General features: G+C 63.1%; 21 protein-coding genes and 1 pseudogene. 10 read left to right on the top strand and 12 right to left on the bottom strand.

Annotation, left to right across the window (positions count from 1 at the left end; translation table 11 throughout):
- Positions 1 to 5: 5 nt before the first annotated feature.
- The gene (locus tag BMY29_RS13925) at positions 6 to 1,775 is read right to left on the bottom strand and encodes a Na+/H+ antiporter NhaC family protein (RefSeq protein WP_173424929.1); all 1,770 of its coding nucleotides are present in this window, start codon (positions 1,773 to 1,775) and stop codon (positions 6 to 8) included.
- A 719-nt stretch (positions 1,776 to 2,494) separates the two neighbouring features.
- Between BMY29_RS13925 and BMY29_RS21335 the strand changes: the two are divergent.
- A pseudogene (locus BMY29_RS21335) lies at positions 2,495 to 3,563 on the top strand (RNA-guided endonuclease InsQ/TnpB family protein).
- Positions 3,564 to 4,558: 995 nt separating this feature from the next.
- A complete protein-coding gene (locus BMY29_RS13915; protein ID WP_049990942.1) occupies positions 4,559 to 4,966 on the top strand; it encodes a DUF5518 domain-containing protein in 408 nt (135 codons plus the stop codon).
- A gap of 42 nt (positions 4,967 to 5,008) precedes the next feature.
- Here the strand turns inward: BMY29_RS13915 and BMY29_RS13910 are convergent, their stop codons facing one another.
- On the bottom strand, positions 5,009 to 5,986 hold the full coding sequence (locus BMY29_RS13910; RefSeq protein WP_049990941.1) for an LEA/WHy family protein: 978 nt from the start codon (positions 5,984 to 5,986) through the stop codon (positions 5,009 to 5,011).
- 373 nt (positions 5,987 to 6,359) lie between these two features.
- On the opposite strand from BMY29_RS13910, the gene BMY29_RS13905 reads away from it, so the two are divergent.
- The 3 genes from BMY29_RS13905 (at position 6,360) to BMY29_RS13895 (ending at position 9,069) form a co-directional block, all read left to right on the top strand.
- Positions 6,360 to 7,751 carry a sodium:calcium antiporter gene (locus BMY29_RS13905; RefSeq protein WP_049990940.1) on the top strand — a complete coding sequence of 464 codons (1,392 nt, stop codon included), beginning with the start codon at positions 6,360 to 6,362 and terminating at the stop codon, positions 7,749 to 7,751.
- A gap of 12 nt (positions 7,752 to 7,763) precedes the next feature.
- Positions 7,764 to 8,507: a hypothetical protein gene (locus tag BMY29_RS13900; protein ID WP_049990939.1), complete on the top strand. Its 744-nt coding sequence runs from the start codon at positions 7,764 to 7,766 to the stop codon at positions 8,505 to 8,507.
- A gap of 94 nt (positions 8,508 to 8,601) precedes the next feature.
- Positions 8,602 to 9,069 (top strand): DUF2391 family protein, encoded by a 468-nt coding sequence (locus BMY29_RS13895; RefSeq protein WP_049990938.1) that lies wholly within the window; start codon positions 8,602 to 8,604, stop codon positions 9,067 to 9,069.
- On the opposite strand, the gene BMY29_RS13890 is transcribed toward BMY29_RS13895, so the two are convergent.
- The 3 genes from BMY29_RS13890 to BMY29_RS13880 form a co-directional block, all read right to left on the bottom strand.
- On the bottom strand, positions 9,066 to 9,887 hold the full coding sequence (locus tag BMY29_RS13890) for a GNAT family N-acetyltransferase (RefSeq protein WP_049990937.1): 822 nt from the start codon (positions 9,885 to 9,887) through the stop codon (positions 9,066 to 9,068). The two genes, BMY29_RS13895 and BMY29_RS13890, sit on opposite strands and share 4 nt — an antisense overlap.
- A 132-nt stretch (positions 9,888 to 10,019) precedes the next feature.
- Positions 10,020 to 10,439 (bottom strand): universal stress protein, encoded by a 420-nt coding sequence (locus BMY29_RS13885; protein WP_049990936.1) that lies wholly within the window; start codon positions 10,437 to 10,439, stop codon positions 10,020 to 10,022.
- A 155-nt stretch (positions 10,440 to 10,594) separates the two neighbouring features.
- On the bottom strand, positions 10,595 to 10,828 hold the full coding sequence (locus tag BMY29_RS13880) for a hypothetical protein (protein ID WP_049990935.1): 234 nt from the start codon (positions 10,826 to 10,828) through the stop codon (positions 10,595 to 10,597).
- Positions 10,829 to 10,971: 143 nt separating this feature from the next.
- On the opposite strand from BMY29_RS13880, the gene BMY29_RS13875 reads away from it, so the two are divergent.
- Both BMY29_RS13875 and BMY29_RS13870 read left to right on the top strand, forming a co-directional pair.
- Positions 10,972 to 11,523 (top strand): Rieske (2Fe-2S) protein, encoded by a 552-nt coding sequence (locus tag BMY29_RS13875; protein ID WP_049990934.1) that lies wholly within the window; start codon positions 10,972 to 10,974, stop codon positions 11,521 to 11,523.
- A gap of 87 nt (positions 11,524 to 11,610) precedes the next feature.
- Positions 11,611 to 12,066: a response regulator gene (locus BMY29_RS13870; protein ID WP_049990933.1), complete on the top strand. Its 456-nt coding sequence runs from the start codon at positions 11,611 to 11,613 to the stop codon at positions 12,064 to 12,066.
- 51 nt (positions 12,067 to 12,117) lie between these two features.
- Here the strand turns inward: BMY29_RS13870 and BMY29_RS13865 are convergent, their stop codons facing one another.
- Both BMY29_RS13865 and BMY29_RS13860 read right to left on the bottom strand, forming a co-directional pair.
- The gene (locus BMY29_RS13865; protein WP_049990932.1) at positions 12,118 to 12,999 is read right to left on the bottom strand and encodes a TIGR01548 family HAD-type hydrolase; all 882 of its coding nucleotides are present in this window, start codon (positions 12,997 to 12,999) and stop codon (positions 12,118 to 12,120) included.
- A 96-nt stretch (positions 13,000 to 13,095) separates the two neighbouring features.
- A complete protein-coding gene (locus BMY29_RS13860; protein ID WP_173424928.1) occupies positions 13,096 to 13,500 on the bottom strand; it encodes a UPF0146 family protein in 405 nt (134 codons plus the stop codon).
- 39 nt (positions 13,501 to 13,539) lie between these two features.
- Here BMY29_RS13860 and BMY29_RS13855 point away from each other — a divergent pair, with 39 nt between their 5' ends.
- A complete protein-coding gene (locus BMY29_RS13855) occupies positions 13,540 to 14,061 on the top strand; it encodes an archaemetzincin family Zn-dependent metalloprotease (protein WP_049990931.1) in 522 nt (173 codons plus the stop codon).
- 142 nt (positions 14,062 to 14,203) lie between these two features.
- Here BMY29_RS13855 and BMY29_RS13850 read toward each other — a convergent pair whose 3' ends face one another.
- The 5 genes from BMY29_RS13850 to BMY29_RS13830 form a co-directional block, all read right to left on the bottom strand.
- The gene (locus BMY29_RS13850; RefSeq protein ID WP_049990930.1) at positions 14,204 to 16,018 is read right to left on the bottom strand and encodes a ribosome biogenesis/translation initiation ATPase RLI; all 1,815 of its coding nucleotides are present in this window, start codon (positions 16,016 to 16,018) and stop codon (positions 14,204 to 14,206) included.
- Position 16,019: 1 nt separating this feature from the next.
- Positions 16,020 to 16,337: an EMC6-like membrane protein gene (locus BMY29_RS13845; RefSeq protein WP_049990929.1), complete on the bottom strand. Its 318-nt coding sequence runs from the start codon at positions 16,335 to 16,337 to the stop codon at positions 16,020 to 16,022.
- 109 nt (positions 16,338 to 16,446) lie between these two features.
- Positions 16,447 to 17,271, bottom strand: coding sequence for a hypothetical protein (locus BMY29_RS13840; RefSeq protein ID WP_160290110.1), 825 nt, complete (start codon positions 17,269 to 17,271; stop codon positions 16,447 to 16,449).
- Positions 17,272 to 17,275: 4 nt separating this feature from the next.
- A complete protein-coding gene (locus BMY29_RS13835) occupies positions 17,276 to 17,848 on the bottom strand; it encodes a DUF7344 domain-containing protein (protein WP_049990927.1) in 573 nt (190 codons plus the stop codon).
- A gap of 238 nt (positions 17,849 to 18,086) precedes the next feature.
- On the bottom strand, positions 18,087 to 21,188 hold the full coding sequence (locus BMY29_RS13830; protein ID WP_241471306.1) for a DUF7289 family protein: 3,102 nt from the start codon (positions 21,186 to 21,188) through the stop codon (positions 18,087 to 18,089).
- Positions 21,189 to 21,631: 443 nt separating this feature from the next.
- Here BMY29_RS13830 and BMY29_RS13825 point away from each other — a divergent pair, with 443 nt between their 5' ends.
- Together BMY29_RS13825 and BMY29_RS13820 are read left to right on the top strand one after the other, a co-directional pair.
- The gene (locus BMY29_RS13825) at positions 21,632 to 22,267 is read left to right on the top strand and encodes a hypothetical protein (protein WP_143067700.1); all 636 of its coding nucleotides are present in this window, start codon (positions 21,632 to 21,634) and stop codon (positions 22,265 to 22,267) included.
- Positions 22,268 to 22,315: 48 nt separating this feature from the next.
- On the top strand, positions 22,316 to 23,458 hold the full coding sequence (locus BMY29_RS13820) for a CARDB domain-containing protein (RefSeq protein WP_049990925.1): 1,143 nt from the start codon (positions 22,316 to 22,318) through the stop codon (positions 23,456 to 23,458).
- The last annotated feature ends 72 nt before the right edge of the window (positions 23,459 to 23,530 follow it).

The following is a 23,530-nucleotide window of genomic DNA, read 5'->3' as shown; positions in this document are numbered from 1 at the left end:
GCCGTTCAGAAGCCGAGCGTCACGAACGCGAACACGAGACAGAGGTACGCGAGAACGACGCCGACCGCGATCAGGGGAATCGACGCGACGTAGTCGTACGTGCCGTTGATCCGCGACCCGTCGGTGGCGGTCCCGTTCTCGACCGCATCGACGTCGATCTCACCGTTGTCGATGGCGTCGGCGGTCGGCATGACTTCCGGGAGGCTCTTGCGACGAGCGTCCAGCTTGTTCAGCGCGACGACGGCGACCGCAGTGAGGACGATCGACAGCGGAAGCAACACCGCCGCCGACGTGATCCCGACCGCGTACAGGAGCAGCGCCAGCACCGTCACGCCGGCCGCGGTCATTGCGAACGGGGCCTGCGTCGTCACGTGGTCGATGTGGTCCGAGCCGGCGAAGATTGAAGACATGACGGTGGTATCGCTGATCGGCGAGACGTGATCGCCCCAGATCGCCCCGCCGAACAGAACGCCCATGAGGACCGGCAGGATCGACAGTCCGGACAGTTCGTAGCCCAGCGGAATCGCGAGCGGCGTCAGGATCGCCATGGTCCCCCAGGACGTCCCCGTCGTGAACGCGATGAACATCGCCGCGAGGAAGATGAGAAGCGGCAGGAACGAGCCGGGAATTCCGCTGTTGACCATGACGTCGACGATGTACTCGGCGGTCCCGACCTGCTCGGCGGCGTGGCCGATGCTCCAGGCGAGGACGATGATCGCGGCCGCGATCATCATCGTCTTGAAGCCGCTGATGACGGTGTCGCTCGCCTCCTCGAGATCCATCGTTCCGAAGCCGACGGCACCGAGCATCCCGACGGCCATGAACGCAAACGATCCGTACAGGAGCCCGAGCGCGACGTCGGTCTCCTGGAACGCGGTCGCGACGTCGACGCCAGGCTGGTGGCCGCCTCCGAGCCACCACATCGAGACGATCCCGACGACGAGCAGCGTCAGAATCGGCGCGAAGAAGTTGACCAGCGTCGGATTCTTCTCACTCGGCTCGCCGACGTCGGTCGTGATGTCAGAGAGCGGCGTCGCGTCGTCCCGGTGGGTCTTCTTCTCCTTGCGCGAGCGCCACTCAGCGTCTAGCATCGGGCCGTAGAACCGCTGCGTGATCGAAATGAACCCGACCATGAAAAACGCCAGGAAGCAGTAGATGTTCCACGGAATGCTCTGTAAGAAGAGCCCGAACGCGGTGATGCCGACTTCGTCGGCGGTGAACCGAGCGGCCTCGAAGCCGACGATGATCATCGACACCTGATAGCCGATCCAGTTCGAGACGGGACCGAACGTCGTGACCGGCGAGGTCGTCGAGTCAAGCACGTACGCGTGCATTTCGCGGGACGTGTTGTTCTTCTGGGAGAGCTCCCGGGTCGCGTTCCCGGTCACGATGGTGCTCGTGTACGAGTCGAAGAAGATGAAGATCCCGATGAGCCAGGTCAAGATCTGCGAGTCGCGGGCGGTGGTCACCCGATGGCCGATCCAGTTCTGGAGCGCGATGATCCCACCCGACTTGTAGATGAACGCGGCGCCGGCGCCCATGAACATGATCAGGATGAGGAACTTGGTATCGAACGGCGACCTGACGACTTCGACGATCCAGTCTAACGACAGCGCCGTCGCGGCGATCGGATTCCAGTCGGCGATCAGCAGCGCGCCGATCCAGACGCCGGCGAACAACGACACTAACACCTGCCGCGTGTACATCGCGAGCGCGATCGCGAGCAGCGGCGGTGCCAGCGAGAGCGCTGCGAACGGCAACGATTCGTATGACATCTATTCACTATCCAGTCCGATAACCCTATTTCAAACTTCTGGATATGGCTGGAGAAAAACAGTCATCTGCGATCGGCCAGCGCAGTTTACTGCCGGATGTTCAATACGAACGTCGATGAGGTCTCCGGATAGTACATTATCGAGGAACGGACTGGACCCCACAGTCGCCGACCGACCGCCGACCAACCGCCGACCGACCGCCGACGCGGTCACACCAGGCCTTACAAATCGAACTCCGGTTCGAAATCGGGGGCGACCAGGCGAAGAGTATCGGGGAACTCGTGGTGGGACGGCGTCGTCGATCCCGTCAGTGGTCGATGAGAATTTTTCGCGGTCGTCAAATAGCGCACCGATTACAGGTCTACCGGTGTAAATGACGCCGCGTCACCGACTAGATAGCTATCTTTCTGCGAGGAGAGAATCCCGCCGTTTACGGCGGGAGTGAATCCGACAACGCGGACACAAACCACCGTCGATGGCAGGTTGGACATTCAATGTCAATCCACACCATTACGTAGGTTTGTCTACATAGGCTATGTATGACGATTGAGGTCATTTGCACCTACGTTGGTTCCATCCAGAACCACCAACAGGTGTGTGATGGCCTCGATTCGCTCGGAGACTCCGCCTCAAAAATCTGGAACGCCGCACGCTAGACAGCCGACCGCATCTGGGACGCAACCGGCGAAATTCCAGATGAAGGCCCGCTGAAATCGTATATGACGAACCAGTCGTGCTGGAAAGACTTGAACGCGCAATCCAGTCAGAAAGTCATTGAAGAACTTTCTGACGCTTTCCAGTCGTGGTTCGACTTGCGACAGAAAGACCCGAAGGCGAATCCGCCCGGATACCGCAAACACGGCGACACCCGACCGCGTTCCACGGTGACGTTCAAAGCAGACGGATTCAAACACGACCCCGAGAACAACCGCGTCCGACTCAGCAAAGGCTCGAACCTCAAAGAATCGTGGTCAGACTTCATCCTCTGTGAGTACCAAACCCGCCCGGACGTTGACCTCGGTGAGGTCAACAAGGTGCAGAACGTTCGTGCGATTTGGAACGGGAATGAGTGGGAACTGCACTTCGTCTGCAAAGTCGAACTCGAAACCAACGACTCAGCAGGCGACGAAGTGGCAGGCATCGACCTCGGCATCACGAACATCGCCACGGTCGCGTTCCCCGACGAATACGTTCTGTACCCCGACAACTCGCTCAAGCAGGACAAGCACTACTTCACCCACACAGAGTACGACACGGAAGGCGAGAACGGCCCCTCGGAGAAGTCGATGTGGGCACGTCGAAAACTCGCAGACCGTGAAACCCACTTCTACCACGTTCTCACGGACACCATCATCACCGAGTGTGTTGAACGGTGTTAGCACGCTCGCGGTGAGTTGGCCTGAAGACGTGCGAGAATCTGACTGGGGCAAAACCGGCAACAAGAAGTTGCACTCGTGGGCGTTTGACCGCATCTACCAGTACCTCGAATACAAAGGAGAGATACGCGGTGTTGAAGTGCTGAAGGAGAACGAGTGGGACACCAGTAAGACCTGCTCACGGTGTGGTGACGACACGAAGTCGAACCGTGTCGAACGTGGCCTGTACGTTTGCTCGTCGTGCGAGTTGGTTGGGAACGCGGATTGTAACGGGGCGGAGAACATGCGACAGAAGATAACTCCGAGTCCTCATGGCGAGGATAGGAGTAACGGCTGTGTGGCACAGCCATCGGTACACCTGTTCGACCGCGAGAGCGGGGTGTTTCGCACGAGAGAACAGGTCGTGTCGTAGACCGGCAAATATCCCACCTGCGGTACGGGAAGCCCCGCTGTTTACGGCGGGGAGGATGTCACTTGCGTGTTAGCCGTCAATTCCATTATCCGCGGAGGGGGCCCGAATTCGCGAACGAGTGCCCCGATGCGGCTCTCAGAACGGAGCGTGAAGATCGTCATCCCGCTGACGACTGAACGGTCGACGCTCCCCTGTTGTACCGGTCTCCGTGGTCCTCTCAAAAACTAGTTCAAGTAGTATATGCGGTAGTTCGAGCCGGCGTTCGAATACGAATCGAGCCGTCGAATCCGAGGACCAGGCGAGGGCCGATTTGTCGATAGCTGGTCGCTAGCTCGTACCCTGCTCGATGCAAGTGAGATAAACTACTGGTAGAGGGGCTGAAGGCGTGCAACCCGGTAGAAGAGCTGTTCGTTCCCTTCACAGCTAGAAATTCGTTCGTGATCGATGAGTATGGGTGCGTAGAATCGGATGACATCGATTTCGCCGGTTCGTCGCTCGGTCAGCGCGTTCGTCGTCGACCGCTCGTCCACCGGGTCGAGCAGTCTGCTGCACGGTGCTCCTCCGAGAATACCTAGTATAAAAGAAATATACCCTACTATCAGATACTGTATGATATCTGTTCGGCCATCAACTCGATGCTGACCGGTCGCTTTCCAAGCGACCGGGTGATCGCGTACGGCCGCGTTCGTCCGACCAACTTCGTCCGAGCGTCGCGGTTCCGTCAGTGAGTCGTATCCCCGATCTGCAGGCCTCCCGAACACGTATTGCGGCAGGGACGACTACTCGTCCCTGTGCGCTCGGTGCGTCGGATCGATACGTGCAGTCCCATTCGGTTCGGGCGTTTCACTGACGAAATCGAGTGGACGCGTTCCGTGTGAGAACTACGCGACGAGAACGTTGCGTACAGCCGAACTCGTCATTAGCGCCGCCGATCGTCTCGCAGAAAACCAGAGGGATACCAATTATTTTCACTATTGTCTTAGTATGTCTCCGACATGGTCCCCGACACTGCTCCGACCGCGACGGTCGATTCCAAGCGGACGGCATCCGGCTCTCGTCGCCTCGTCAACGCGCTGCTCGGCGGAGGCGCCGGCATCATCCTCTCGTTTATCCCGCTGTCGACGCTGCTCGGCGGTGCTGTGGCGGGCTACCTCGAGGACGGGGCACCCGGAGACGGACTAAAAGTCGGGGCGATCGCCGGGTTCGTCATGCTCGTCCCGTTCCTGTTCTTCGGCCTGGCTGTCGCGTCGTTCTTCCCGTTCTTCCGCGGCGGCGGTGCCGGCGGGCCGGTCTTCGCGTTCGGTATGATGGGCCTCTTCGTACTGATCGGTAGCATCCTCTATACCGTCGGTGCAAGCGCCGTCGGGGGATATCTCGGTGTCTACGTCAGAAACGAGCTCTGAGAGTCACGACGCCGCCGACGCGGTCCCCTTCGCTCGGAGCGGTCAGGCCGCCAGCTCCGGGCTGTCGTTCGTTCCGTCTTCGACCGAATCGGTCGCGTTCGATCCCGCTCCGATCAGGTCCGTCTGGAACGTCCGCTCGTACGAGAGCACGTCCAGCGGCACTTCTCGCTCGACCCCGCCGTATTCGACGGTCGCCGTGAACGCAACCGACAGCGTCGACGTCTCGTTGTTTCGGACGTGTGTGGGCCACCACTCGTCGAGTTTTTCGGTATCGATCGCCGCATTGGCTTCGATCGTTCGGGTCTCGTCGGGCGGGAGCACGATCTGCTCCCCGGCGACGCCCTGACCGACGACGCGGTCGTTCAGCCGAACCGTGTAGCCGATTTCGGTGATCGGGATCGGAAGCGACGTCGGGTTGGTAACCGTCGCCGACGCGTCGATCGGCGTTCGATTCGGCGTGGCGTTACCCCATTGTGCGTCCGTTTCCTCGACGACGAACAGCGTCCGGCCGGCCGCCCGGTACTCTCGACTCCGATTCTCCTGCAACGGCGCGAGGAGGTCCGTCTGTACGGTTCCGGTCCGCGTCACTCCGTCCGCCGGAAGCCGAACGCCCGCGTACCTGACAGTGATGTCCGGATCGATCCGTACCGTGGTCGTCTCGCCGTTGTCGACGTGGGTCGCCCACCAGGCCGGAATCTCGTCGTTGTCGACCCACGTCGATACGGTGACGGTCCCGTCGTCGAACTGTGCCCGATTCTCGGTCTCCGTCGCGATCTCGACGTCGTTGAGCGAGACCGAGTACGAGACGTCCGCCGCGGCGTCGCCGACTCGGAGGAGGAACGGATCCTCGACGCCGATCCGCGTTTCGACCTCCGTCCGCTCGCTCGTGACGGTCCCCCACTCGCTGTCGACGGACTCGACCCGCGGACGGTCGATCGCGATGACGCCGTACGCTGCGGTCGCGACGATCAGAACGATCGCGACGAGGAGCACCGTTGCGGCTCGGCGGCCAGGCGGCATCTATCGAACGGGGGTCACGACCGTAGTTCGTCGCTCGCGTTACATGCACAGGCCGTTGATATCGTCGGCCGGCGGTCGCCGATATAATCGGCGCGAGAGTCTACGATAAATAACTATTTGACGGGGGCCGCCCAACGAAAGCGGGAGAGCAGACTGGGGCTTCGAGTACCGCGCCCGTCGACGAATTCGTCAGCGCGAACGAACCGAACGCGGCCGATAACTCCGTTCCGATCGCGCGTACCGGCCTGGCGGGGTCGTCGGCCGGCGGTTCGCGGAGCGCGGGCCGCGGTCCCGGTAGCAGTAGCAGGCACTACCCCCATCTCGACACGCCATCTATGATCCTTCAATCGGACTTTCGTCCACGACGATTCGCATGAGACGACGAGCACTCGGCGCGATTTCGGCCGCGGTCGCACTGACCCTCCCCTGGGTCGCCGTCTGGGGAGCCATCGACCTCCTTCCCTGGCTCACGACGGCCATCCTCCCGGGGCCGGTGTACGAAGCGCCGGCTGCGCTCCACGGGCTGTCGACGCTCGCGACGGTGATCGTGACCGGCCTGGCCGTCCTCGGGGCCGCGTTCCTGCTGGCGTGGGCCGCCGAGACCGCGGAGAAGGACGTCCCCCAGGCGTTCGCGATCGCGGTGCTCGCCGTTCTGGCGGTCGCGCCCGAGTACGCCGTCGACGCGCTCTACGCCTGGAACGCGGGCCAGTTCGCGGGGACGCCGCGCGGGGCCGAGGCGGGGAACCTGGCCGTCGCCAACATGACCGGCGCGAACCGCATCCTCATCGGTATCGGCTGGGCCGGCGTCGCCCTCTTTACGATCTTTCGGGCGGGCTCGTCGACGGATCCGGCAGTCGAGCGCCGGTCCGGATTCCTCTCCGACGTCGTCATCCTCGACCGAGAGATCGGACTCGAGGTCGTGTTCCTGCTGATCGCGACCCTCTGGGCGTTCCTCGTGCCGCTCAACGGCGGCATCGACCTCTTCGACATGCTGTTTCTGGTCGGGCTGTACGTCTGCTACATCGCGGTGATCCTCCGCGGCGAAGTGGAACCGGACATGGATCACGTCGGCGTGCCGGCATACCTCCAGAGCTTCTCGAAGTCTCGCCGGATCGCCACCGTCGTCCTGTTGTTCGCCTTCTCCGGCGCGATGATCTTCACGGCCGTCGAGCCGTTCGCTCACGGGCTCGAAGATCTGGGCGAGAGCGTCGGCATTCCCTCCTTCTTCATGATCCAGTGGATCGCGCCGCTGGCCTCCGAGGCACCGGAACTCATCGTCGTCGTCTACCTGGTGAACAAGGCGCGCTCGACGGCGGGCTTTAACGCGCTCATCTCCTCGAAGCTCAACCAGTGGACGCTGCTGATCGGGACGCTCGTGGTCGTTCACTCGCTCGCGCTGGGACGGTACGGCGTGCTCGCGTTCGACTTCAAGCAGTCGGCCGAGATCTGGCTGACCGCCGCCCAGTCCTTTTTCGCCATCGCCCTACTGATCCGGTTCGAGATCTCCGTGAAGGAAGCCGTGACGCTGCTTACGCTGTTTACCTCGCAAGTCTTCCTGGAGTTTCTCATCATCCGGGAGCTCGTCGCATTGCCGCTCTCGAGCACCGACATCCTGCTCGCCTACAGCGTGATCTACATCGTCCTGGGAACGGCGTTGTTCGTCCGCCGCCGCCGCGCGTTCGCCCGGCTCATCCGCCGGACGGCGGGGACGGTCGGCGACGCGATGCCGATCGGCGGTGACCGACCGCACAGCGTCGACGACTGAATTTGTCGCCGTATGCTCTCGATCGGCCCCGTCCCCGACACAGTGCTCCGCACCGCGCTCGCGCTCGGCCTGGCGCTGGCGCACCTCTTCGCGGGCCGTCTGGGCGTCGGCGGTCGGATCCCCCGGAGCCGGTGGCTGTCCGCCGCCGGCGGTACCTCGGTCGCGTACGTGTTCGTCCACCTTCTCCCCGAGGTCCACGAGGCCGCGACGACGCTCGAACGCCACGGGGCGGCGCTGGCCTTCGCCGACCGCCACGGCTATCTGATCGCCCTCCTCGGGTTCGTCGTCTTCTACGGTCTCGAGCAACTCGCCAGGCGGTCCGCGACGGATCCCCGCGACGTCGAGCGGGACGACTCGGCCGGGACCGCGGTCTTCTGGGTCCACGTCGGCGCGTTCGCCTTCTACAACGGGATCGTCGGATACCTCCTGTGGGACCGCGCGCTCGGCGGCCTGGTCACCTTCGCCGCCGCGATGGCGTTGCACTTCGTCGTCACCGACGACGGCCTCCGCGAGCACCACGGTCGGGTCTACCACCGGAGGGGGCGGTGGGTGCTGTCGGCCGCCGTGCTCGCCGGCTTCGGGAGCGGCTACGCGGTCGCGGACACCGAACTCCTCGTTGCGGTGTTCGTGCCGTTTCTGGCCGGCGGCGTCATCCTCAACGTAATCAAGGAGGAGTTGCCGTCCGACCGCGAGAGTCGGTTCTGGGCGTTCGCCGCCGGCGCGGCGGGCTACGCCGCGCTCTTGCTGTTCGTATGACGCCGCCTTCGAAACCGCCCGATCCGAGCGGGGACGCGAGCGATGCCGGTCGCTCGAACGGGAGCGTTTTATCGATCGACCGTAATCACCAGCCATGAAACTTCGGCGCCCGCGCCGGCCGCGGCAGTTTCGGCTCGCGGACTCGGCACAGCAGATCGTCGGCGGGTTCCTCCTCGCGGGCCCGTTCGTAGTCACCGAAGAAGTCTGGACGCTCGCGGGTAACATGAGCGACTGGCAAGCGCTCGGGACGGTAATCGTGGTGTTCGGCATCGGCTACGGGGCGCTGTACGCGGCGGACGCGACCCGCGATGCGGAGGACGAACAGGACGTCGCCGGCGTCCCGGTGCGCTTTATCTCGCTGATGATCGTCTCCTTCGGCTCCGTGGCGTTGCTCGCGCTGTTGTTGGACGCTCCCGATACCTTCCTCGGGGACGATCAGACGACTCGGACGGTCGCCGAGACCACGTTCAGGGCCGTGAGCGTGGGGTCGGTGTTCAGCGTCGTCGGCGCGGCGACGGCGGACAGCCTCTTCGCGAAGAACGGAGCGAGTAACGGCGATTAGAGGTACGAGTCGTCGTAGGATTCCCCGGAGCGGGACGCGTGGGAGTTCCCGCAGTCCCCGCACTCGATCCGGTCCATGTTGCCCAGTGAGGTGTCGAGCGAGCCGCAGTTCGCGCAGTAGAACCCGAACTGATCCGCATGGTCCTCGTCCTCGTAGGCGGTGTAGAACGACGCCGCGGTGCCAGACTCCTCCTCGTCGCGAGCGATGTAGACCGTCTCGCCGTCGTCCGTCGTCGCCGTTAGCTGTCCGTCCGTCGTCTCCGTTTCGGGGAACTCGTCCTCGTCGGCATCCTCCGCGGTCGACTCGTTCGGGAGGTCCGCGTCGACGTCCGGTTCCGTGTAGACGTACTTCACGAACGACTCCTCGGCGATCTCGACGCGCCGATCGCCGTCGTGCTCGAAGCCGAACCGCTCGACGAACTGGTGGCCCTCGGTGTTGGCTTCGAGGACGGTGACGCAGACGTGCTCGGCCCCCTGATCGCGGAGGGCCTCGGTCCCGGCCTCGTACAGTTCCGTTCCGATGCCGTGACCCCGGTGTTCCGGATCGACGAACAGCCAGGCGACCTCGCCCCAGTCACCCGCGAGTCGGCCCTCGACGAACCCGGCGACGGCGTCGCCCTCGATGTCTTCGCCCGTCTCGGCGACGAGCAGGAGCGTCTCGTCGTCGTCGATCTTCTCGGTGACGGTCTCCTCGCCCAACTGTTCGTCCGTGATCGCGTCGATCTGGCCCGGACTGAGCCTGAACGAAGTCGTCATCGAACTGTCGACGACCTCCTGGATCCGCGCGGCCTCGTCGGGTTCCGGTTCCCGGATCTCCATGCTCGAATATGCGGTCGCAACTCGGATAAGAAGGCTGCCGGCGCGAACAAGCGGCCGGCGGCCGGCCGCTACGCGTCGACCCCGTCCCGCCAGGCGAGTCGAGCAGTTCACGTCCCGCGGTCGCCGCTGCCGTTAGCTCTCGCTGCCGGTAACGACGACCGGACGCTCGGAGGTGAGAATGATGCCCTGGGTGACGCTGCCGAAGATCGCCTTCCCGACGGGCGAGCGCTTTCGGCCGCCGAGGACGATCGAATCGACGTCGTAGGCCGCGGCCTCGTCGAGGATGTCCACCTCGGTGTCGCCGCTGTCCTCGAGGACTGTCACCTCGACACCGGCCTCCTCGAGCCGTTCCGCGGCGCGGCGGACGGACGCGATCCGCGAGGCCGATTTGAACGTCTCGAACTCCTGCGGGAGGTCCTCACTGTCCTCGGTGAAGACGAACAGGACGTACGCTTCGACCGCGTCGGCGGCGTCGGGCAGCGACGCGACGTACTCGGCCTGGGCCAGCGCGCGGTCTTCCTCGGTGTCGACGGGCATCAACACGCGGTACATAGACACGCGTTCGCATGGACGGACAATAAAACCGACTCCGGGTCAGCCGTCTCCACGACGGGGCGACGGAACACCGGCCCGCGAGACGTCGAAACGAGAATATCGGAATACTCCGATCTCTACGCCGCGGTTCGAGGGATCGATCGAGGCGGCGGTTACTCTTCCGTATCCTCGTCTTCGTCCGTCGCTTCGTCGTCTCCGCTCGCCGCCTCCGCCTCTTCCTCCTCACCTTCGACTTCGACTTCCGCCTCGACTTCGATGGTCAGTCCGGGGGCCTCGAGTTCGCCCTCGAACTCGCGCTCGTCGCCGACCTCGATCTCGAGTTCGTCGGAGTCCACTTCGACTTCGACCTCGACGTCGACGGTGACTTCGGATTCGGAGTCAGTCATGGCCGATCGTTCGCCTGGCATCCCTAAAGGAGTACTGCGCGATTTCGCGGGGTGGGTTCGGCACGTCGGCCCGACGTCGCCTCTCGACCGTCGCCGCCGCGACGTCCGCAACGCATTTTTAGGCTGGCCGAAAAGGGTGGCTGATGACCGATCCCGTCCGCGTGACTCTCGAGGGGGACGACGACGCCGCGTCCGTTCGCGTCTACGACGACGAGGGCGACGTCTCGACCGGCGACGCGACCTTCCGGTTCAGCGTCGGCGGCGGCGACGGCGAGCGCGATTCGCACACCGACCGCGACGAAGACAACCGTGACCCCGACTCTCGCTGTATCGCCCCGCTTGCGGACGTCCCCACCGACGGAACGCTTCGGTGCGAAGCCCTGCGCGACCGCCGCGGAACCGAACTGATCCTCCATCGGGAGGGCGATGCAGTGTACGCCTGGCGAAACTCGTGTCCGCACGAACCCGACGTCCGGCTCGACCCCGGACCGGGCGCGATCATCCGCGACGGGCAGTTGGTGTGTCACGAACACGGCGCGCGCTTCGAGTGCGATGACGGGGCCGGCGTCTGTACGGCCGGGCCGTGTCGCGGCGACGCGCTCGAGCAGATCGCGGTCGCCGTCCGCGACGGGGTCGTTTACCTGATCGATGATCGGTTCGAGTCGTGCCGTCGCTTGGACGAGCCGACCGCGTGACGGCCGTGACTCGATATCGGGACGCGACTTCGGCCGTCTCCCCGCGATAACCGTGCGGTACTTCTACTACTCGCTCCAATCAGCGGTATGTCACCCCCGATCGAGGACGCCGTCACCATCCTGCTGGTCGAACCCAACCCGGGCGACGCGCGGCTGTTCTCCGAGTCGTTCGACGACGCGAGCATCGCGAGCGAGATCCACACCGCCACCGACGGCGAGGCGGCGCTCGACTTCGTCCACCAGCGCGGCGACCACGCGGACAGCCCGCGACCGGACATGATCCTGCTCGACTTCCAACTGCCCGGGGTCAGCGGCGCCGACGTCCTCTCGGAACTCAAGTCCGAACCGGTGTTGCGGTCGATCCCCGTGATCGTGATGACGAGTTCGGCCTCGGAGGAGGACATCGCCAAGTCCTACGAGCTCCACGCGAACGCGTACGTCCAGAAACCGGTCGAGCCCGACGAGTTCATCGAGCTCTGCCAGTCGTTCGAGGACTTCTGGCTGACGTTCGTCCGCCTGCCTCGTCCGGAGTCGGAATCGTAACGAACCGCTCGAAAAGCGACCTGCAACTCCCGCGGCGCGGCGACCGCCAGCTTACGAATCGAGCAGGTCGGGCACCGCGTTGACCGACTCGCAGACCGCCGCTGCGCCTTCGTTCTCGTACTTCCGGCGTCCCTCCTCGCCGGTCAGTCCGCCGGTCAGGACGCCGATGCCGTGATACTCCCTGTCGGAATCGGCCTCGGCGGCGTTGACCGCCGTCCGAATGTCGTCTAACGTGTCGCCGACGAAGGCGACCGCGTCGGCGTCGAACCGCTCCGCGAGCGTCGTCAGCGCCCGCGGGTGGGGTTTGCCCTCCTCCCAGTCGTCCATCGTGAAGCGGCGGTCGACGGGAATCGCGTCGTCGAGTCCGACGCGATCGAGGGCGATCTCGGCCTCGGCTTCCGGCCGGCCGGTCAGGATTCCCACGTCGTACGCCTCGAGCAGCCGGTCCCGGGCGTCGGCCGCGAGCAACACCGGCTCGTCGTGGATGAACCCGCGCGGCTCGCGGTCGACGTCCGGCTCGCCGCCCTCGAGCCCTCGGTAGAGTTCGTCGCCCAGATACAGCTGCTGGAAGACGTCCCGAAGCCGCTCGCGGTCCCACCGCTCTCGCACGCGCTGGGTCGCCTGCGCGCCGATCGCCTGGCGGACGACGGTCTCGGCCGCCTCGAGCCCGCCGCCCGCCGCGGCGATCTCGTCGGTGAACGCCGCGATCGAGTCGCCGTAGCCCTCCTCGGTCGCCAGCACGTAGAGCGCGGCCGCGTACGTTAGTTCCCAGTCGTTGTTGAACCCGCCCGCGTCCTTGAACTGCTGAATGTCGTCCGCGCGGATCGTCCGTTCGTAGACGTACTCGACGGATTCGACGATCGCCCGCCGGTAGGAGTCGGCGACGTCGACGAGCACTCCGTCGACGTCCAGCACGACGGCGTCTGCGTTCATACCCGTTCCCACGGGTCGATAGGGATAAAGCCGTCCGGATTCGGTCGCTCGGTCGACTCCGGCCCGCGCGACGAGCGGAAGCCACGCCGACTCCGGTCACTCCGGCCGCGACCGAGCGAGATACAGCGTCCCCGTTTCGACCGTCCGCTGTTCGACCGGAATCGCCGGCTGATCGCCACCTAGCGTCGTAAACAGGAAGTCTGCCGCGGCCTCGCGAGCGGTCTCGAGTGCCGGCCGGTGGAGCTCCGGCGGCAGATTCCGCGCGTAGATCGCGTCCGCATCGGCGTAGACCGATGGGTCGGGGTCGACGATATCGTCACGGACGAACCGCACGCCATCGGGAACGTCGCGCTCGTGAACGTCCGTCGCAGTGACGGACACCCCTCGATCGACGAGCGCGCTCGCCAGGCCGGTTCGGCGACCGATGCCGACCTCGACGATCCGTTCGTACTCGGTAAGGTAATCGATTATTACATCGGGATTCCGGTGTGAGCGGGCCACGGCGGGACGTTTATGCCACCCGCGGCCATAGCACTTGCTATGCTCGTGGATATCGTGCCGGTCGGCAACGTGCCCGCTAACGTCAAGCGGGCGGCCTCCGCCGCGTTGCGATCGGTCTACGACTGCGACGTGTCGATCACCGACTCGCAGTCGGTCCCCAACGGCGCTTACGACTCCGACCGGAACCAGTACTCCGCCGAAACGTTCATTCAACTCGCCGAGCGGGTCGGTCGCGGCGACAAGAACATCGCGATCACGCCGCACGATCTCTTCTACCGACGACGCAACTACGTCTTCGGCCTGGCCTACCTCGACGGCAGCGGCAGCGTCGTCTCCACCTACCGGCTCCAGACCTCGAGCGACGGCGGCTTCTCGAACCAGAGTGCGACCGACATCTTCGAGGACCGGGTCCGCAAGGAGATCGTCCACGAGATCGGCCACACCTACGGGCTCGAACACTGTGACAACAACCGCTGCGTGATGAACTTCTCGCCGACGGTCCGTGAGGTCGACATCAAGGAAGAGAACCTCTGTGGGACCTGCCAACGGATGATCTGTTAACGGCGTCTCGGACGCGGTTCGTTCCCCTCACTGCTCGGCGCTCGGACGTTCGAAAAACGACACGGACGGCCGCGTGAACTGCGGTCGCAGATCGGGTTTCGTCGCGTCTAGGGGATGCCTCGGGGCTCGACCCCGAGGCGATTCACGGCGCGTAGTAATATTCGCCCTCGCTCTTCTGCTGGCGGTCCAGCTGCGAGTCGGGCTTGTTGATCCGCGGACGCGCGGTGCGCTCGTCCCGGCGGAAGGTCACGTCCAAGTTCGCGAGGAACTCGTTCATGCCGTCGCGCATCGACTGGGGCTGTCCGGCGTGTCCCTCGACCGCGGGTTCGCCGTCGAAGACCATCAGCCGGTCCGCGAGCAGGTCGATCATGTAGATGTCGTGGTCGATGACCATCACGGTCGCGTCCTGCTGTTCGGCGTAGCGCCGGATCGCGCTGGTGGCCTGCACCCGCTGTTCGACGTCCAGGTGGGCGGAGGGTTCGTCGAGCAGGTACAGATCCGCCGAGTCGGAGAGACAGGCCGCGATGGCGACCCGCTGGCGCTCGCCGCCCGACAGGTCCGAGAGGTTCTGTTCCATGATCCGCTCGAGTTGGAGCGGCTGGGCGATCTCGGTGTTCCAGTACGAGGAGCCGAACTGGTCGGTGATCGACGAGAGGAACGCGTCGACCCGCATGTGCTGGTCGATGGTGACGTACTGGGGCTTGTAGGAGATGTCCAGATCGAGGTCGGCGTCACCCTCGTCCGGTTCGAGGTTGCCGGTCAGGAGCTTCGCGAAGGTGGACTTCCCGATCCCGTTGGGACCGACGATACCCAGCACCTCGTTCTCGTGGATCTCGCCGCCCTCGACCTCGAGGGAGAACTCGCCGTCGCCGTAGCTCTTGGTGAGGTCCGGGTACTCGACGAGCGTGTCGCCGTGGGTTGCGGCCCGCGGCGCGTGCTCCTCGAACTGGATGGGATCCGGCCGGATCCGCATGTTCTCGTTTTCGAGGTAGCCCGAGAGGTACTCGTTGATCCCGTTTCGGACCGACTTCGGCGCGGTGATGACACCGTAGGCGCCTGGCTCACCGTAGGCGACGTGCAGCGTGTCCGCCAGCAGGTCGAGGATCGCCAGGTCGTGCTCGACGACGAGCATCGACTTGTCCTCCTCCTCGGCGAGTTCACGGATCAGTCGCGCCGCGGTCACGCGCTGGCCGATGTCCAGGTACGGCGTGATCTCGTCGAGGAAGTAGAAGTCCGTGTCCCGCGCCAGGGTCGCCGCGAGCGCGACCCGCTGGAGCTCCCCGCCCGAGAGGTCGTCGATGGCTTGGTCCATGACGGGTTCGATCGAGAGGCGCTCGACCAGATCGTCGAGCGCGCCGCGCTCGTTGGTTCGTTCGAGCAGCTGGCGAGTGTTGCCGTCGAAGCTGTTCGGAATCTGGTCGACGTACTGGGGCTTGCGCGCGACCGTGACGTCGCCGTCTCGGACGTCCGCGATGTAGTCCTGCAGTTCCGTGCCGCGGTAGGCCTCGAGGACATCGTCCCAGTCGACGTCCTCCTCGTGGCGCCCGAGGTTGGGTTCGAGTTCGCCCGCGAGAATGCGGACGGCGGTCGTCTTCCCAATCCCGTTGGGGCCGAGAATACCGGTGACCTGGCCCTCCTGCGGTGCGGGCAGTCCGTACAGCGAGAAGGCGTTCTCGCCGTAACGGTGAGCGGGGTCGTCCTGCAGTTCCTTCGGGAGGTTGATGATCTCGATGGCGTCGAAGGGACACTTCTCGACGCAGATACCGCAGCTCTCGCCCAGACAGATCTCCTCGGAGATGTGGATCTGCTCGGGTTGGCCCTCGTCGGCCTCCTCGCCGCGGAGGGTGATACACTCCTTCCCGGTGCGGTTCGGCGGGCAGTAGTTCTTGCACTCGTAGCTACACCGATCCGGCTGGCACCGGTCTAAGTCTACGACGGCGATGCTGTCGTCGGCCATGTTAGCCCGACGCCTCCGCGGTCAGTAGGATCCCCCACGTCACGAACCACAGCGAGAAGGTCATGAACGCGACGAACAGGTAGTGTTTCGTCCCGAACTCGTCCTCGCCGTAGATCCCCGAGACGTTGATGAGGATGTATTGGACGAGGATCGCGCCGAGCACGAACGTGAGTGCCTGCGTGTTCTGGGCCGCCGCATTGGACACCCCGACCCAGGTCGCGGAGGCCACCGCCGCGCCGACGCCCAGCAGCGCGGACATGGCGGTCACGCTGACCGAGCGGATGTGCTCGCGCCGGTCACTGATCGATTCGGTCGACATAGAAAGAGATCCGTCGTCGGATGTGAAAAGGGGTTCGGGTTTCGATCAGACGCGACCAGGCGAAGCGGACGGTACTCGCATCACGAGTACCCATGGGACGTCGAGTCCGTTAGCCGCAATCGAACCCCCCATCGGAGAGGCTGATGAACTCATCGTTTTGGCTCACCTCCCCGACGCAGCGTTCGATTTCGGAGCCATCGTCCGGATCAGAGGCAGTAACATCCACCTGAACCGGGTTGGTATTTCCGTTCCAACTGATGGTGCGCGCGTATTCCTGCCGGGGTTCAACGCCGGTGACCGTTTCCGATCCGAGCTCACCGCTACCGTCGGACGCCCGAATAGCGACGTCGACGGTCTGCGTCGTCTCAAACGTCACACCGACCTCTTTGATGTTGCCCTGGCCCGCTTCGGCTTCGAGCCGTTCGAAGACGGCTGAATCGCTCGGTTCCGTCGTACCGCCGTCCTCACAGTCGAATACGAGTTCCATCTCCGCGTCCCGAACTCCGACGCCGGGGCCTGCGGCTTCGGTGATCGCGACGGTCATCGTTACCATATTGCTCTCTCTTTGGCCGCTACTCGCGCAGTCTAGCTCGATCTCTTTGAAAGTGGAAATCGTCGTCGTACCGGTGAGCTCACCGTAGCTTTCGTCGCCGTCGAATCGCAATCCGACCGCGGTATCGCTGACAGAAATAGTGTAGTCGACCGTTACGTCCCCGTCGATATTATTTTCGACCGAAGCGGCCGTTACAAACTCGTTATTCGGAAATTCCGCCGGACTCTCATCCATCAGTGCGATGAGAGCGTTGTTATTTTCAGCGATTGAAACCGTGGTACCTCGATCGCTCGCGACGGAACTGAATCCGAACGTCGGAGCTCCGGATACCGCTACTCCGACGACGATGAACGCAACTGCGAATTTGGTGAGTGTACGCATGAATTCACGGTGGTCGTTCCAGTTCCCCGAGTCGCATCCGTCGAGTTTGGACATCGTGGACGACTGCAGAAACGGCGAACAGCGCGAACACCAGCGTCGCCCACCCGAGTTCCGGAATCACCTCGGTCGGGACCGCTTCGAGCCACACGCCCGCCATCACAATCGTCCCGACGCCGGTCAACCCCAGATAATAGGTACTCCACGGGATCGTGTCTGCGGGCACGATATCGAGATACACGTCGAGTTCCGTCGCCTCACTGGTCAGTTCGATCGTTCGATCGTCGAACTCGATCACGTCGGCTCGCTCGAGCGTCGGGACGTGCGTTTGCTGTAGCGAGGTGTAGACCCGTTTTCGTTCGGCTGCGGTGATCTCTTCGACCTCCTTGTCGAGTTCCCAGGCGGCGACGTGTTCGGCGAGATCGCCCAGCGTGACCGGTTCGCCCTCTCGTTTGCAGTAGTGGATGGCATAGCGACGACGCCGGTTGCTCAGCAGGTCGAAAATCTCGCCCTGTCTCGATTGGTCGTCCTGACGCGTTGTCCCCTCCGTGGCTGATTGGCTCTCAGTGGTCGTTGCCATTCCCCTAGTTAGTGTGAATAACATCACTATTGATAGATAACACTTGTTGCCGAGCGAGACGGATCGCATCTTCGGGAGCGGGAAGAGACTCCGACCGCAACGGGATTCCCGCTCTTTCGGTTACCCGTACCGCCATCTCGGGTAGTGGCGTCGCGAGAGCCGTTCGAGTTTCGGCTCGTCAGCGCGTCAATTCAGTCGAAATACCACAGTGAACCGCGACGGTACCGGAGATCGAGTATTATCCGATCACGATGTGATCCGTGTCGATGTCGATTCCGGTATCGACGGTCACGTCCTCCGCTCTGGTCCCGTCAGACTCGCCGGTTCCGAGACTTGGCGCGTTCCCTTCGTCAGTGCCCCCTTCGAGTTCCGGGCTCACGTCACTGCCACCGCCCGTGTTCTGACCGAACCCGTGCCCGACATCGGTCGAATCGCCGCCGCCAGGCTGGATCGTAATGCTGGGTGTTTTCGGATCGACACCCGCTCGTTCGACCTGAACGTAGACGACCAAATCGTTAAAGTTCGGGTCGTGAGTCCGGTCCGGATTTCGTTCATAGGTGTTGATTGCGTTGTTCCAGAGCGCGTCGATATCGTCGGGGTCACACCCCACGCTCCCACAGTCTTCAGTATTCTCGAAGAGAAACACGAACTCACCCGGTCCGAGATCGAGTTCGTCCCCGTCGGCCGTCACGAGTCCCCGTTCCTCGAGGGTTTCCGTCGCGCTGAGCTGTTGCTCGGTCCCCGCGGGAAGCGCCGGAATCGTATCGTTTTCGGCGCTCCGGACTCGAACGTTCTGCAGGTTTTGGTCTTGTGACGCGTCGATCGGCCCGAACGCGGTATCGCTCGGGACGTTATTACACCAGACGAAGTCCTGATCGGTCGGACCCGAATAGTGCGGGAGATCGTTCGGATCAGTGCGTTCGTCCGCACAGGTCGAAAAGCGCCCCCAGAACCTCGAATCAGTCGATGAGTATCTCGTATTCCGTAAAGTCAGCTCCGTTTCGTCCTTTACCGTGAATTCGTACCGGTAGCTATCGTCGTTCTTGTCCTGCCACGACGGACCGATATTGATGTTATCTCCACCGTTCGGGTTTCGGAAGGAGTGTTGCGTTTCGCTGTTCGCGACGACGTCGAGCGTCATCGGGGCGAGTTGGTGATCGCCGTTGAGTCTGTTTCCGGAGACCTGCGAACCGACGACTTCGACGGTCACGTTCGCGTCTTCGACGTCACCGAGGCCGACGCGACCCGGATCGAGTCCGGCGGTGACGGCGAACGTCGTCGTCACCGACTCGTCCGCCGTCCGGATCGTCGCCTCGTACTCTCCGTCGAGGAGATTGCTCTCGTTGAGCTCCAGTTCGACGGCGTCCGACGCGCCGAACGATCGGTCGATCTCCTGCTCGAAGATCGCTCCATACGGATTCTCGTCTTTGAGTTCGGGCGGCATATCATCTTGGTATTCCAGCTCGAGTGCCACATCTTGGGAGCCGTTTTTGACGCCGGTATTCGCCAAGTCGGCAGCGATCACCACACTGTCGTCGGTGACGGTCGCAGTCTCGTTCGACAGGTCGAAGTACGTCCCGTGTTTGCCGACGTAGAACGATCCGGTTTCGCTCAGGCCGTCGCCGTCGGCGACAATGTCGTACTCGTAGACCCTACCGGCGTCGAACCCATCGTCGGGATCGAGTTCGAACGCGACCGTCTCACGTCCGCCACTGTCGAGCGTCACCGACTCGGTCTCGGAAACGCCGGTGTCCGGAATCTGCAACTTGATTTCGCCCGTGACACCGTCACGAGCGTAGGTGCTCGCGATTTCACCTTCGACGGTGAACGGACCGTCATCGGTGACGAGCTGGTCACCTCCGACGCCCTTGTCTTCGACGACCACGAAAGTCTCTTCGCCGCTTCCCTGACCAACGACGGTTCCGTGTGCACTTTCATCGTCGGTTTCCGTTTCGATCGTAAACCCGGTGGGACTCGACGGCAGGGCGCTCTCGTTGACCGTCCAGTTGACCGTCCCGGTCGCGCCGTAGTCGAGCGTGACCGTCTCGGTTGCACTAACGTCGAGTTCCTCGAAGTCGATAGTTACCTGCTGCGTCCCGGGTTGGACCCCCTGATTCCGGACCGCAGCGCTGATGGTAACGTTCCCGTCACCGGTCGGTTCAGTTTTGATGTCGTCGTCGGTTATGTTGAAGTGGTCGCCTGATTTACCGAGATAGAACTCTCCTGGTTTGTCGAGTGTATCGTCGACCTGTCCGGAATCATTGAGCGTCTGGATCGTGTACTCATACGTTCGTCCGGGGGTGAGTACCTCTTTGTACGAGTCGATCTTGACCGATCGCTGTTTCGTCTTCTCGGCGGGAACGGCCGCACTGCCGCTGTCCTCTCCTTGTATTGTTCCGCCATCGATAACGACACGCATCGTCGGTGGTTTGACCGTGTCGCCACCAGTGTTGTTCAGTGTTGCTTGGAATCGGAGGTTATCCCCGAATTCGACTCGTTGGTCGCTCGAACCGACTGTCTTTTTGATGCCATCATCGGATTCGATGAGTAACGTCGCTTCTTCAGTAGGTTCTCTGATACCTTCGATCCGAACTTCGACGGATTCGTTCGTCGGGTCGGACTTAACGTCGACGTTGTCATAGTCGTCCTCGCCGACAGCATCCTCGAGATATCGATGCCACCCGTCGTAGTATGTACTCTCGTTAATCCGGAGTTCAACATCGGTCGCGTCGGGACAGCGATTCGCAGCGTCGTTGATCTCCCCGGTCAGTGCCGACGCCTTGCCGTGGTCGGCTCGCGCGACCGGTTCGGCCGCGTTGAAATCCCCCTCTTCGAGTTGAAGGATCTGTAATTGGAGCGATTCACCGTCGTACCCGATATTGGGCTCCGAGATGACGGACGTCGTCCCGTCATTGTACTCCCAGATTCCACCGCCTTGATGGGCGACCGTCCGATCCTCGAGTTCGAATTCGAGCGCGCGGAGCGTGCCGTTGGCGGAACAGTGACTGCCGGTCGTCTCGTTGTACCAGGCGACTTCGATTCGACCGTCGTCTACCACTGTCACCTGTGCCGCTGACAGTTCGTCGATCGGGAGCGGCTGCTCCTGGCCCGTCTCTGTAACCGTCGCGATTCTGTGATCGGTTTCGCTTACGAATTGCCTGGTCTGTTCTCGATTAGCCTCCGATTCGAGCGCATCGAACATCGACGAACCGACGGCGAATACCAGCAGTGCTCCGACCATAACGAGCGCGAAGAGAATGACGAGCCCGATAACCGGACTCGCACCCCGCGTCTCGCTATCGCCCGTCTGCTGTCGCAGATCTATTTCTTTACCGGCCATTGAACGTCGGTACTCAAGAATGACTATAAAAACATGCACGGCCGTACATACATATCTGATGCCCGATAATCGGCTCAAGTAACCCTTGATGGCCGTCGTACGCGCCTCTCTTCGGGAATAGCTATCTGACGAACACTATGAATTCCGGGATCGTTGTATTGCTACGTCGGGAATCTGGTCTCTGCGGAGTCAGAAGTGAATGGCTCGCTCGCCTGGTTCGCCTCAGTGGCGAGCCAGCGACCGCGAACGCGATTTCAGCGACCACTTGCGCGTTCTGACGGCCGACGAACTGCCTTCAAGACCGTCTTGAACGGCCGTATGGCCGGTCTTTCAGCGGTTCTGGCTACTCAATACAAAGTGGGTGACGGTCGTGAAGACGAGTAAGAACTGCGTTCCGGACCCGTCGCGGACCGGTGCTGGAACGCGGTACGGAGATTACAATCATGAGACTGAATCGACGCAACGTGGTGCTTGGACTCGGGACGATCGTCGCGGGCGGTGGAACCGCACTCGGGACGGGCGCGTTTAGTACCGTGGAAGCCGATCGGACGATCACCGTTTCGACGGCCGGTGACGCAAGCGCACTCCTCTCGCTCGACGACACCGCTAGCGGATACGCGTCCAGCTCGAACGGAACGATAACGATCAATTTGGATGGCTCCGCCGGAACGGGGAACGCCGACGGGCTGAACATAGACGCCACGACGGTCATCGATCCGCTGATCAACGTCGCAAACGAGGGAGACGCCGGCGTCGGCCTGTACGTTAGTTCGCCCGACATCGGGGACTCCGTCACGAGTGCTACCGATTCCGACGGTGATCAGGTTCTCCGGGTGGACGTCACGACGAGTGATAACACCTCCGCTGGGACGGTAGACCTGAAGTTCTTCGGCGGCACCACTAGCAGTATCGTTGACGACGAAACCAGCGCTCCGCCACACACCAGTATCGGTAGCGGGAGTAACGAGGACATCGGACTGGAGATCGACACGACGAGCGTCGACGGGTCCGCGGGAGACATTTCCGCTTACAGCGTCGACATCGATAGCGTCACGTTCGTTGCGGAGTCGTCGCTGTAACGATCGGCTTTCGACGGACACGAAGCATATCGGCTCGAGGACCCCACGATGTCGTCTACGCCACTGCTCACTGCGACCGGTGTTTGCTTTCTCGTCGTCCTTGTCGTTCCGACAGCGGCAGTGACGTTCGGCGAAGACGAGGTCGTCCACGGCGAAGATGGGGTCGTCCTCAAACCGACCGATACCCGATACGCGACGGTCGACGACGAACTCCGACTCGACCTCGAGTCCCTCAACGACCGCGCGATCACGCGCGTAGATAACGTCTTCACGATCGTGGTCACCGGCTCCGATGTCGACCGCGTTTGGATCGATCACGACGTCGCCGGGATCGCGTTCTACCGGGGTGACGATCCGTCCGCCACGATCAGCGAATCGAATCCCCTCGAGCTGTCCGCCGGCGATACCGCGACTGTCGGCGTCGCGGTCGATACTCACGTCGCCCAGAACCGACCGGAGACGTTCTCGGTCGTCGCACGATACGAAGACGGGTCGAACGATCGCAGCGCTCCCTCGTCGGCAATCCAGCGTTCGGAGTTGAACGTCTCGCCGACGACGGTCGAAACTGGAGAGACGGTGACGGCGACCGCGACGTACCGAAATTACGGCAAAGCCCCGGGCGAGACGACCGCCTCGCTGACCGTCGACGGCATCGTCGTCGACCAGCGGACGGTCGCGGTCGAACCAGGCGAGACGGAATCGGTCACGTTCGAGCGGCCAATGGAGTGGCCGGGGACGTACGCGGTCGGGATCGACGGGGATGCGAGCGAACCGGTGACCGTCGATGGACCGCCGATCGACGTCGTCGATGCGACGGTCGACGACGCGACAATCACCGCCGGCGAGTCGACCACCGTCCGGGCGACGGTTCGAAATCCGTCCGACGAGGGAGTCGAGCGCACGCTCGAACTCGCGGTCGACGGCATCGTCGTCGACAGTCGGGCCGTCTCGGTCCCGGCGAACGGCGAGCGGATGGTGACGTTCGAGCGGACGTTCGACGAGCCAGGAACTTCCGACGTCGCTGTCAGCGGGGTGCCCGCGGGGACGGTGTCGGTCGACGAGCCGGGCGCGTTCTCGATCCGGGACCGCGAACTCGCGGCGTCGACGGCCGCAGCGCTGGCACCACCGGCGACGGCGGGCCTGGTAGCGCTGCTGGTCGCCGCGAATCGCCGGCGGGTGGTCGTTCGATGACCGGCCCCTCGAGTCCGCGTCTCGTCTCTTCTCCCGATCGGCATCCCATTGGCTCCGAAATAGCGGCCGTCC

The sequence above is a fragment of the Natrinema salifodinae genome, assembly GCF_900110455.1.
GTDB classification, from domain to species: domain Archaea; phylum Halobacteriota; class Halobacteria; order Halobacteriales; family Natrialbaceae; genus Natrinema; species Natrinema salifodinae.
Note: the sequence above shows the minus strand (reverse complement) of the source record. Positions and strands in the feature narration are given on the sequence as shown.